The organism is Acetobacter sp. DmW_136 (assembly GCF_008690365.1).
Taxonomy (GTDB): domain Bacteria; phylum Pseudomonadota; class Alphaproteobacteria; order Acetobacterales; family Acetobacteraceae; genus Acetobacter; species Acetobacter oryzifermentans.
Map to the genome: position 1 here is coordinate 1 of NZ_VHON01000081.1, position 11,649 is coordinate 11,649.

General features: G+C 50.0%; 6 protein-coding genes and 2 pseudogenes. 4 read left to right on the forward strand and 4 right to left on the reverse strand.

The window, feature by feature from the left end:
• Window positions 1–3,336: pseudogene (locus FKW31_RS15470) on the reverse strand (DEAD/DEAH box helicase family protein); the annotation flags it as partial.
• A gap of 454 nt (window positions 3,337–3,790) precedes the next feature.
• Here FKW31_RS15470 and FKW31_RS15475 point away from each other — a divergent pair.
• Together FKW31_RS15475 and FKW31_RS15480 are read left to right on the forward strand one after the other, a co-directional pair.
• Window positions 3,791–4,426, forward strand: coding sequence for a ParA family protein (locus FKW31_RS15475; RefSeq protein ID WP_076027017.1), 636 nt, complete (start codon window positions 3,791–3,793; stop codon window positions 4,424–4,426).
• A complete protein-coding gene (locus FKW31_RS15480; protein ID WP_019088965.1) occupies window positions 4,423–5,121 on the forward strand; it encodes a hypothetical protein in 699 nt (232 codons plus the stop codon). The genes FKW31_RS15475 and FKW31_RS15480 overlap by 4 nt, the downstream gene beginning before the upstream one ends.
• Window positions 5,122–5,377: 256 nt before the next feature.
• Here the strand turns inward: FKW31_RS15480 and FKW31_RS16540 are convergent.
• The 3 genes and pseudogenes from FKW31_RS16540 to FKW31_RS15495 form a co-directional block, all read right to left on the reverse strand.
• Window positions 5,378–6,132, reverse strand: a pseudogene (locus tag FKW31_RS16540) (IS5 family transposase); the annotation flags it as partial.
• Between the two features lie 587 nt (window positions 6,133–6,719).
• Entirely contained in the window at window positions 6,720–7,643 is a 924-nt protein-coding gene (locus FKW31_RS15490; RefSeq protein ID WP_003631062.1) for a replication protein RepA, read from the reverse strand.
• 491 nt (window positions 7,644–8,134) lie between these two features.
• Window positions 8,135–9,625, reverse strand: coding sequence for a tyrosine-type recombinase/integrase (locus FKW31_RS15495; protein ID WP_087636553.1), 1,491 nt, complete (start codon window positions 9,623–9,625; stop codon window positions 8,135–8,137).
• Window positions 9,626–10,027: 402 nt separating this feature from the next.
• Between FKW31_RS15495 and FKW31_RS15500 the strand changes: the two genes are divergently transcribed.
• Window positions 10,028–10,297 (forward strand): helix-turn-helix domain-containing protein, encoded by a 270-nt coding sequence (locus tag FKW31_RS15500; RefSeq protein WP_026019408.1) that lies wholly within the window; start codon window positions 10,028–10,030, stop codon window positions 10,295–10,297.
• A 555-nt stretch (window positions 10,298–10,852) separates the two neighbouring features.
• Window positions 10,853–11,404: a phosphate-starvation-inducible PsiE family protein gene (locus tag FKW31_RS15505; RefSeq protein WP_035362454.1), complete on the forward strand. Its 552-nt coding sequence runs from the start codon at window positions 10,853–10,855 to the stop codon at window positions 11,402–11,404.
• The last annotated feature ends 245 nt before the right edge of the window (window positions 11,405–11,649 follow it).

Genomic DNA, 11,649 nt, shown 5'->3' on the forward strand with positions numbered 1-11,649 from the left:
TGCGACAAGAGCATCCAGATCCATATACCGTCCGACATTCCACAATTCGGCGATGGTATTCGTGATAGGTGAGCCTGACGCCATGATCAGCGGACGTGTTGGATCCGTCTTCGCGAGGTAACGCGTTTTTACGAAAAGATCCCATGCGCGCTGTGAGCCGTTAGGATCGACACCTCTCAGATCGGACTGATTGGTCGCGTAAGAGAGTTTCCGAAAGAGCTGGGCTTCATCCACAAGTATCTGGTCGATGCCCATTTCACCCAGATGCAGGAGATCATCCTTCTGGGCGGCTAATCCTTCCAGTTTAGCCTCCATCCCCTCTTTCATGCGTTCAATGCGCTTGCGAGAGATACGGTCATCGCCATCCAGGCCAGACAGAATGGCCTCGTATGACGCAATCTGGTCTTCAATCATCTCCCGTTCAAAACCCGCCTCCACCGGAATAAACTTAAAAGCATCATGGGTTATGATGATCGCGTCCCAGTTTTCGGTTGCTGCGCGGGCAATAAAACGCTGACGTTTAGCTTTAACGAAATTGGTTTCGTCGGCCACCATGATCCGGGCCGTGGGATAAAGCATGAGGAACTCACGCGCCATCTGTGCAAGGCAATGACCTGGCACCACAATCACGGCCTTGCTGATCAGTCCAAGCCGTTTCTGCTCCATGACGGCCGCGGCCATGGAGAATGTTTTCCCCGCTCCCACGGCATGCGCCATGTAGGTGCGTCCTGAAGCGATAATCCGCCAAACCACGCGCTTCTGATGCGCACGCAGGGTAATCGCACTACTCGCTCCGGGCAGACGCAGATGACTGCCATCAAAGGCACGCGGCACAAGGTTGTTGTAGGTCTCGTTATAGAGCTTTACGAGACGGTCCGAACGCTCGGGATCCTGCCAGACCCATTTTTCGAACGCGCTCTTGATAGCCGCCAGTTTTTCTTTGGCTGCCTCGGTTTCCTGCGTGTTGAGTTCGCGCCGGTCATTGCCATTCTCATCGCGCCAGTGATCCCAGATCTTGGGAATGGACTGGGACAGCGCGTCCTCCAGAAGTTCAGCCGCATTGCGTCGTTCCGTGCCCCAGACAGACGTTGCTTCTGCGCGCGACAGGAACGGCGCACGGTTAACACTCCAGCACGCGACCTCTGGGGTATGACGAATAGTCGTTTCAATCCCCATGACCTCGTGCACGAAGTCCTCAATGTCAGTGACGGGCAACCAGGGCGCACCCAGACGGGCCGTAATTTCAGAAGGACGCAGATCCGGCGGCTGCACGCCTTCAAGGGCGCTGACATTGCGTGCATACCGCTGATCATGATGTGCGGCCTCGCGTGCAAGAGTCAGTTTGGTTCGCACGGCGCCTGAGAGCATCTCATCAGACGTGATCCAGACGTCCCTGCCCTGCTCGCTGCGTTCGGGATCGAGGTAAATGCTCTCCCCCAGTTCAGCCAAGGCATCGGCTTCACTCCGTCCCAGCAACTCGGCAATGAGAGGCAGATCCACCCGGCCCGTTTCATGCAGGGACACAGCCAGCGCGTCATGGGCTCCATGTATTTCCGGCGCTGTTGGGGCATGAATGACACGCTCGGAGAAAATCGGTCCCATGCGCCCCGTATCCATGCGCTCGTCATACTCCTCGATCGAAGCGACCAGCCAGACGTCAGGGTCATCCAGAAAGGGTTGCAGGTTTGGACGACGCTGGGTTTCGCGTGTCTTGCCTGTTTCGGGGTTCTCGCGCAGCGTGGTGCGAGTATGATTGATCGGCCCAAATTCACGCACGAAGCTCTGATAGGCCGTTTTCAGAGTGCGCTGCTGAGGACCGTAAGGCAGGTTCTGCATCTGCGCCCGCAATACACTGCGCGCAGCATCACGGATGGGCACCAGCGCACGAATGATCCGCGCATGTTTGGCAAAAATCCCTTCTGTCTGTCCTGCCTTGCGGATCGGTACGATCTGGGCCTGTCCCTCAATGATCTGGTGCAGCACACCCCGATCAACAAAGTAGCTTCCCTCCTTGAGATCAGCCCCACTTGCTGCAGTTCCAATAGTGACGCCCTCACCGGCTGGTCGGACAATGCGGGCCTCGCGAGGGGGAAGGAAATGCACGTTGGGTGCGATCCGGTTCAGGGCTTGCGGAAGAAGAAGATCAAGCTCTCTCTGCGCATGAGGCGCGCAGGTGTAGCCAGGACCAAACTGCGTTGTAGTCCAGACATGTGTGCCAAGAACCTGGTCTGGGTGATCAAGGAAATACCGGTTTACGAGTAGCGGACCATTCCCGTGGTCGCTCTCGGGAACTTCAGCTGTTTCAATCCAGTGTGCGCTGGAGGACACTTCTCCAGGTTCACGTTTGCGGAATGCCAGCACATCGACTACGACATCAGTCCCGGCAGCGTCCCGCATTGCGCCTTCAGGTAAGCGCACGGCGCCAAGAAGGTCAGCACTCTCGCCAATGATCCGTCGGGCTGTCGGATCAGTCTTGTCCAGTGTGTAACGAGAGGTTACGAACAGGGCGATCCCGCCTGGACGCAGAACTTCGAGTGAACGGGCGATGAAGAAATCATGGAGGCTCAGACCCTGCCTCTCCAGTCCCTCACGACCATGCACCGTGCGGTTACTGAAGGGAGGGTTGCCAATCGCCAGATCATAGCCCTGTGGGAGCTGGGCACGCGTGAAGTCCTCACTGCGGATCCATTGGTTCGGGTAGAGCTTGCGCGCGATACGGGCAGTGATGGGGTCGTTCTCAATGCCGGTAAAAGCGATCTTGCCGTCGAGTTTTTCTGGGAGAGCGGCGATGAAGAGCCCCGTGCCGCAACCCGGTTCAAGCACCGAACCGCCACGAAACCCCATACGCAGGGCCATGTCCCACATCGAGTGAACGATCAGTTCGGGCGTATAATGGGCATACTGGGTAGCACGTTGCAGACCGGCGCGTTCTGTCTCCGACGTTAGATGTTCAAGTTCTGCAGCAAGACTTTCCCATCCCTTGCGTACCTCTCTGCCTGTTGGCGGGAAAAGGCTGTTGGCCAGTTCACCAGCACCAAAGCCCGTAAAACGGGCCAGCACGTCCTGCTCTGCTGCCGTGGCGTTTCGATCCTCGCGTTCAAGTGTCGCGAGCAGGGCGATCGCTGCGATGTTTGCTTCTGCACGCGCTTTCCCGCCTTGAGCCAGACCACGTACGCCATTCAGACGAAAATCCCGCTGCGGGATGCGGAAGGTCTGAGGGGAGGGGAGTGAGACTTCCGGTATGGGCTAGTCATCCTCCAGAGACCAGAGGGCTGCAAGTTCACCTGACAGCACTGTAGTATCGAACAGATTGAGTTGCGAGGCAGACATGGACATGATGGCACACTCCGTCCAAACGGCTTCGCACGACACCTCTTCTGAGGTTCGGGGGCCTGATTGCTGGGTTGGTCGGGATCAAGTGCAGAACGGGGAGTGTTTACTCTCTCCTTATTCCTTCTCCTTGACACTTCCCCGACAACCGGGCCGGAGTGGGTGGCGCAAGTGCGGCGCCCTGCGCCGGGAGCGGAGCCACGCACAGGCCGCGCAGCGGGCGAGCATGGCGAGCACCAACCACTTGCGCTACATGCTCAGGGCTGGTGTATGGTATATTTGACCGCATTATTTTACGCCGTAAAATTTTTACGGCGTAAAAATTCTGGATATATCCATCTGCCTGCGTTATGTTTTGCGGGTATACTGCAATTAGGTTACACGTTTTTAGCGTGTTTTTATCTCATGATCTGAGGTCACAATGGTAAGGCCAAAAAACAATCACCGACAATCTATAATAATGCTCTCTTCTCCCAAAGGAGGAGTAGGTAAGTCGTCCTTGTCACGAAATATCTTGGTTTTAGCTTCAAGGGCAGGGAAAAATGTACTCGGTCTTGATATGGATAAACAAGCAACTCTAGCCACCTGGGCAGAGCGACGTGAACGCGTCAGAGCTGGAATCTCTGGCGTCTCGGAAATTCCAGTGCGTCGCGTAATGCTAGATGACTGGCGAGGCGCGTTGAAAGAAGCGCGTAATTCTACAGCTGACTTTATTGTTATTGATACACCGCCATCAATAGAAATTAATATGACCGCGATTCTCGGACTGTGTGAAGGCGCTGATTTCGTTCTTGTACCTTGCCAACAGACCCAAGATGACTTTGATAGTGTCGCTCCATGGATGCGACATCTGAAACAAAGTAATGTAAAAGCGGCTTTTATTATTAATCGAGCTAATATACGTGCGCGTTCCTACGCGACTATTCGTTCAAAATTAATGAATGTAGGTCCAGTCTGCCCAATAGAAATATCACAAGCTGAAGAAATATCTTTAGCAAATGGTAAAGGGCTTGGAGTGATGGATCTAAGTAAACCGAAAAATGCTGAAGCTTTCGGTGCGTTGTGGGCATACCTAAAGCAGGAGTTGGATTTATGAGCAAAGCAACTTCAAGGCGGGGCGTTTCTCTGCGAGCTCTACAGGATTTGGATGCAGATGAAGTGCCTGCATTCGATGCCCGTCCCCAAGAGTTACGGGAATTAACTATTGTATCATCGGAAACCTTAGAGACTATCAGTAGCGTTTTTTCTGGCACTGAACTGGCAAATGATCAAGCACGTATTCGCGTTATTCTTGAAACTCAACGAGCCGTTAATGCTGCATGGGAAAGGGCTGCGCGTTCATTTTTGGAGATTGGACGGGCATTAAATACGCTCGATAACGTACTGTTTTCTCGAGAAGAAAAAAATCGACTTAAATCAAGCTTCGAAGAATTTTTCCCGTTTTCAGAACCTGTTGCTTCTCAATTTAGACGCATTGCTCATGTCGTAGATAGCGGCCGTCTCGATGAGACTTCTTTGCCTGGCTCATATAGTGCTGCCTATCAATTAAGTCTACTTGCACCGGAAGAGCTCGATATTGCTCGAGCGCAAGGTCTTGTGGGTCCAAACACTTCAAGGTCAGCCATCATTGCTTTTCGTAAATCAATCAAACGGAATATTTCGCATGTTGATTTTGCTGCATTATCTACTGAGGCCCGGCGATTAAAATCTACCCGAAGGCATATGCTTGAGCAGCTAATCGCGATAAGAACTCGTCTCAAAGAAATTCAAACATTACTTGATGAGGATTAATAAGCTCATTCATTTATTGCGAATAGAAAGCATAATTCTAGATGAATCCGCTACGTTTTGTAAGCGTATACATATTCATACAAGTCGTAGCGGGAATTCAAATATTGTCTTACTGATGTCGGAGTATTTCCCATTAAATTAACAGGAGTAATCATCGTGACAAACTCCTTAGAAACTAACATTTGGAGGGATAGCAAGACTATTGTTTAGTGCTTTTGGCTTCTCATTTCAGGTTTCTAACATACCATTCGATGGACTAGGTCGCGTTGACAAAAGATTCAATCCAAAGCCTCGCGGCGGCGAGATTGAGGAAGCTTATGAATGATAAGGCGGTTTTGTCGTATCGGGTTGCAATACGGCGCATCTGCTTGAGCCTGTTGAACATCCGCTCAATGCGATTGCGGTCTCTGTAACGCCGCCAGTCTGTTTTCTGTGGAGCGTTGCGGCCTTTGCGTGATGGAATAACCGGCAGTATCCCACGGAACAGCAGATCCTGGCGGAAGCCGTCGCTGTCATAGCCCCGATCAGCCAGCATGGCTTTGGGGTTTGGAACCGGAAACGCCATCAGGGCATCTGTGGCCTTGTAATCCGAGACCTGACCTCCGCTAAGGGCAAAGCCGAAAGGACGTCCTTGATTGTCGCACCGGGCGTGGATTTTGCTCGTAAAGCCGCCGCGTGAGCGACCAAAACCCTCCGTATGAGCCCCCCTTTTGCACCTGTTGCCTGGGAGTGGGCGCGGACCACGGTACTGTCGACCATATGCTGCCAGTCATCACTCAGACCCAGGTCCACCAGGGTTTGCAGCAGGGCATCCCAGACACCCTGTTCAGCCCAACGCCGGAACCTGACATAGACAGAGTTCCATTTTCCGTAGCGCTCATGCATGTCCCGCCACGGACAACCGGTGCGCAGGACATACAACATGCCGTTGAGAAACCGGCGGTTATCTCCGGATGGTCGTGCCCAACGGCCACGCTCGGATGGCAAAAGCGGACCAATCAGCGCCCATTCACGATCCGTCAGATCCCCTCGTGCCATCCCCGCTTCACCTTATCGCCTTCGTAGAAGCAACCAGTGAATCAGATCTCAGGATGATCGTATAGACCTTTTGTCAACGCGACCTAAGGACTGTTTTTGGCGCGGCAACTTGAACAGCGAGGATTTTGTGCTTTCTCTTGCGATCCGCAGGGCAAATTCTCTCGAGAAAAAGAGAAACGGTGCGCTATTATGGATAGTAAGAGCAAGCTGATCTTTATGGAAAGCCCGTTATGATAAGATGCGTGCGGATAAATAGTCATGCCTGTGATTTCTGGCTAAAAAAGATGTATGTTAGCGCGGAATTGGATAATGGACTTTCCAATACTGATCTCCCCATTGTGGACAGAGTCCAAAAATAATTCAAAAATTAATGCTAATGTTTAAGTGTAACGAATGTTTCTTAGAAATTGATCTTATTACGGTAAGAAATTTACGTTCGTAATAAGGATTGGACTCTGCCCACAAAGTTTGCAAAAATTTTTAATTCGCGCTTATCGAAAAGTGGTTAATTTAAAATCTTCCTGCAATACTAATATATTTTTTCTTATTAACATGTAAATTTACTTTCCAATTCGCTTTTCGGGAATTGGAGGTGGAGAAGGATAAAGAATGATTCCATATTTATCGTCCATTTGTACCTTAGCTTCCGGGTAGACTGAGAGAGCAATTTTAAGCGGGGTAACAATGTCTTTTTTAAAATATCGTAATTCTTTATATTCCGGGCCGAACTGATTTTTTAACGTATTCCAACTTAAAGTAAGCGGATCGTTAAGTACATGTAATCTGTACGCCAACCAGATATAAATATCGATAGCCTTAGATTTATTAGATATTTGTCGAATTGCGATTTCACGAAGAGGAAGTGGATGTTCAATAAGGCTCTCATAAAAGCCTTCATCTAATCTTACGGCTTCTTTCCAAAATGATAATTGGTTTCCATTTTCAGATTCAATTGGCATGATGGCGTCACGGACAAACGCACCGTTAGTTATAATTTCTGCACCAGCATTTATTCTAGTGAACGTCAAACGGCATCGACTAATACGATTAGCTTGATCTCTGACGGCAATATAGGTTTTGCCACCAACTGAAACACCCATTGCTTTTAACCAAGCATTCATACTGGATCCGAGCTCGACTTCTCTGGATCTGGTTCTTACAGCTTGTGTTTGTAGATATAGAAGGATAAGTCTAGCCATTGCGCCAAATGGCACGCCTACGGCTTTATTTTCTTTATCTAAGCCACTTTCTACCAAAAGTTGGATTGAACCTCCTTCGCGGCGCCAAATAGATTCTGAGATTTTTTTATGTGGTAAAGCGGCCATTGCAAACCCTGCATGAGCTATACCAATAGCCTGATCTTCATCAGACATTACTTCATGAGCAGCTTCGACACATAGGCGTTGCGTTTTATCCTCAAGTGAGGCTAATCGCCGCATTTCTTCAACGCCAAATCTGTCTAGTAAGCTATGAATCTGTCCCATATTTGAACAATGTCATAAGGAAAATTTGTTCGTCAATTTGGACTTTGTCCACGAGAAGGAATTTGGACTCTGTCCACGGTTCTTTGGACTCTGTCCGCAAAAGCTATTTGTTATTATTTGATTCTTTATTAGTTTATGTGTGGGCAAAGTCCAAGGGATAAGCCCATTATCGTGGAGAGAGTCCAAACTTATCGCGGGTAGAGTCCAAAGGATAAGATTTGGTGCGTAAACTAGATTGTGGATAAGTCCGCTTGATAAAAGTTGGACATCGTGGAAAGAGTCCAATGAAACCGAAGGGTCGCGGATATATTTTATACCCGTGGAGAGAGTCCAAATTACCTCCAATACGAGTCGGCTCCCAAAAAGCAGGAATTACTGTGAGTGTAAAAATTCTTCATGCATCGATTTTAGATATCTGAATTTTGAAATATCAGGCGACGGCCTTTCTTCGTTTTTGAGATTAGGAAAGGCAGAATTAAGCCTATATCGATTCAAAACCGACTTTTTCCTGGATGTCGGGTTAGAGCCTGATCATCCTCAATATAAGCTTCCAGGACTCGGTAATCCCGGTGACGCGAGAAACGCTTGAGCGCCATCAGATCGTAATTGTCTTGCGCCCCCGTCGTGATGGCCCCACGACGCAGACTATGTCCGCTAAAGTCTCCTTCGAGGCCGGCGGCAAGGCATCGTTGTTTGATGATCTTGGCCACAGACCAGTCAGAGAGACTTTGTGTGCCAATTTTCGGGAGAGGGGGTGACACACCTGGTTTCGAGGCCGCAGGAGACCAGATGCGTGGAAAGGCCGCAGTCGTGGAATGGTCGTTTGCCGTTTTCTTGCGCGGTTTAAGACCTGATTGCCGTAGCCACGTTTCCCACGCACGAACTGGACAAAAGCGCGTAATACCACGGGGAATGGCGACCACAGTGCCCTTGTTCTGCTTATCGCCCTTGGATTGAGGGAGCGTAATCCGCATGCAGTCATCATCCAGAGTGACGTATTCAAGCTGAATAGACGCCAACTCCGAGCGTCGTAACGCCCCACCATAGCCGATCAGGAGGATTGCTCGATCGCGTGCGTCTACCAATGTGGTCATCGGGATTGCATCAATCACTTCGCACATCATGTCCCATGTCAGACCTTTGACCTGTCGCGGCATTTCCTTGCCAGGAGATCGATGGATACCAGCCACTGTTTCCGTGACCAAAGCCTGGGCAGTCGGGATAGGAAGTTGAGCGATGTGATGGAGGTAACGAAGTGCTGCACGATGCAGTTCGATCGTCGTCGGCTTGCGACCACGGAGCGCAAGATCTGCGAGATAGGTCGCCACATCTGTGCTGCGTGCGGGCAGGGCAGGGAGACCATGACGGTTTGTCCAGGCACACCATCCCTTAATAGCTGAACGATAGGCGCGCCGCGTATTTGCGGACTTGCCATGTTGCACGAATGCTCCCACAGCGGCTTGCGATGTTTCAAGCCGCCCATCGTGCTCTGGTATATCGATTTCGCACAATGCTGAAAACCAGCGTGTTACGTTGGCTGGAGCCTGCCCGATAGGTGCGGGAGGCAGAATCCTTGACGTGTCTTCTTTCTCGGCTCGTGGGCCACTGTTACTGCTGATCTTGGATGACACCAATGTGGCAACGAACGCCAGTTTTTCGCAGTCAATTTCCAACGCCAGTTCGATCTGATAGCCAGAAGGCAAAGTAGGAAAGGTCGCCTTGACAGCTTCTCCTGCAGCGGCGGCATGTTCCGCATGGCGGGGCAATTCGGTATCTGGCAGGAAGGATCCATCGGGAAGTGCACTGCCGGCGATCAACACAGGAAGCGGTGGGGAAAAATGTGCCGTCGAGAGAATAGGCCGCAAAACATCAATTGAGGCCTGGGGATCATTCAGACGTTGGCAGGTCAGACGATCTACCTGCTCAAGAACATAAGAACGTAAAACCGGCCAGGAGCCAGTTATATGCAGGGTATCAAGCATGACTCGTTATTCTAATGATCTTGGGAGATTAGACCAGAAGTAAACTTGTTTTCGAAGTTCTCTCTGAAACTTTGAGATTCAGAAAATCTGTTCAAACAGTTTCTTGTCTCTTCATCCGATAGCCTGTGATACCCTTGATATTCCTAGGTTGCTCCATCACCCGTATAATGAGGAAATTTCTATATTTCTGGACCACTTGACGAGGAAAAAATCCCTTCCAATCTTAGGTGTGTCAGATGCCTTCGGGTCTGACCTTAAGCGTCCTGAGCTAAACGATTGAGATCCATGTTGCTTTAATAGGAGGATATGGATGTCGAAACTGAAAAGACTCTATTTACGCTATCGCTGCTTCCTGCGTACGGTTTCTCGGAAAAGGCGCAACCGATTGGATGGAGGCGTGTGATGGTAACATGTCCCATCTTTGGTGATGATGTGCTGGAAGAGCGTGTCATCTCCTTGTTTCGCCGTCTGGGCCAAGATGGACGGGGCGTAACTCTGACATCACTCCAGACCTATACCGGCGTCCCTGGGACTAGACTTCGTGCCTTGCTGGCAAGTCTCGTCCAGAGGGGTAAACTTGCCCCAGCTGGGTGCGATCCTCTGGCTTCTGATTTTGCGTTCCGTTTGTCATTATCTGCAAAAAACGCGCGATCGACATCGATAGCGGCGTAAAACGTAAACGTACATCCTATCTCAAAGATGCCGTTTTCGTCTGGGTTTTTATTAAAACGAGAGGGCTGCGGGGCCTTTCATAAAAGGCCCCGTGTTTCGGAATATTGTATTCAAGATAGAGGGAAAGGGAGATGTCGAGCATAATCCATTTGCTTAACCTCGTAGCACTCCGACAATATTGGAATAATTACGATTTTGTATCGCATTCATTGGGAATGATAGAGCCATCATTATCGTTTCCTGAGAGAAAATGCGGCTTGAGGGGCAGTCAACCCCTTAGGAGAGCACATGGGACTGCATGGAAATCGGTGCCCATATCAGCCGGATCCAGAGGTTCGGCGAGTTTCTCCTTGTCAGGATCAACAGGTAATTTATCTGCATCTGAAGTCGACATTAGCCGTTAGCGTAGTCTCTTCTCGTAAGGAAAAGAGAGGTAACTCAAATAGTCAATAAGCGATCGTGGTCCGGTTCATGTCCTGAGTGGGGACGCTCAAGATTATTGAAAGAAAAGCCAAACACTTAAAACTATATCAATTATCTGATGGGAAAACGGTTATGGAAGAAATCTCCATGAAACGTTCCTGGCACAGCAGGGACTGGTCGCGTCTGGTCAAGCTGTTCAATGGTCTGACATTCTATGAACGCTTTGAACAGGCCATTATTCTGATACTGATTGCCCTCATCATGCTTGTCACTGCCACAGCGACAGTTCATCTGATCAGCGCGGTCTGGCATCTGATCGTTGACATCGGGATCGATCCCATCAAGCAGGAGATCTTTCAGGAAATTTTTGGTGCGATCTTTACCGTCATTATTGCCCTTGAATTTAAACATTCCCTGCTTGTCGTTCTGGCCCAGCACGAGAATGTTATCCGGGTGAGAACCATCGTTCTGATCGCCCTTTTAGCAGTTGCCCGTAAATTCATCCTGCTGGATCTGAATAAGGTGTCCGCCATGGAATTGTTCGCGCTCTCTGCCGCAGTTTTGGCCCTGGGCATCGTTTACTGGTTAGTTCGTGAGCAGGACGCGCGTGTTGCTCATGATGTCAGAGAGCAGGCGCGCCTAGAAGGCAAAACTGCGTTCCACGGTTGGACAAAAAAGACTTGATTCTGAGCAGGCAAGGTAAGGTGGCACTGTTTAAAGTGCTACCTTACTCTTGTCCGAATTACATTGTGTGTGATGAAATCGTATTTTTCGTTGTTTGTGGTGCTAACGTGGTTATACGTTCCGTGTCGATTGGTTTGAATGGTGGGATGGGTTGCCCTAGGCTCAGGACCTATTAATTTATTGAACTGAGCGAGACGTTGTGATTCACAGGCTTACCAATGGAGGTGAGGCTGTGAGTGAGTTGT